This window comes from Fulvivirga lutimaris, from assembly GCF_009711525.1.
Taxonomy (GTDB): Bacteria; Bacteroidota; Bacteroidia; order Cytophagales; family Cyclobacteriaceae; genus Fulvivirga; species Fulvivirga lutimaris.
This window is the reverse complement of the sequence record NZ_SMLV01000028.1, coordinates 1-388: the sequence shown is the minus strand read 5'-3', so window position 1 is coordinate 388 and position 388 is coordinate 1. Positions and strand designations below refer to the sequence as shown.

Below are 388 nucleotides of genomic sequence, written 5' to 3'. Positions count from 1 at the left end.
AAAGCATTAGAAGCAGAACAGGGAGAAAGAAGAAACTCCCATCCTTCATTCAAAGCAGGTGATACAGTTAATGTTCACGTGAAAATTAAAGAAGGTAGTAAAGAAAGAATTCAGCAGTTTCAAGGAACTGTTATTCAGAGAAGACACCCTAATTCAGCTGGTGAGACTTTCACAGTAAGAAAAGTTTCTAACGGTATCGGAATAGAAAGAATTTTCCCTATCCTTTCTCCAAACATTGAGAAAATTGATGTGGTAAGATTGGGTAAAGTAAGAAGAGCTAGATTGTACTACTTGAAAGGTAGACAAGGTAAGGCTGCAAGAATCAAAGAGAAATTGTAATCTCTTACTAAACAACAACAAAAAAGGCTTGTCAATTGACAAGCCTTTT

At 35.8% G+C, this 388-nt stretch carries 1 protein-coding gene; it reads left to right on the top strand.

The annotated features are described in order from the left end of the window. Window positions 1-339 (top strand): 50S ribosomal protein L19 (gene rplS / locus E1140_RS00050; RefSeq protein WP_155177924.1); only part of this gene is annotated, 339 nt, incomplete at its 5' end. Window positions 340-388 lie beyond the last annotated feature (49 nt).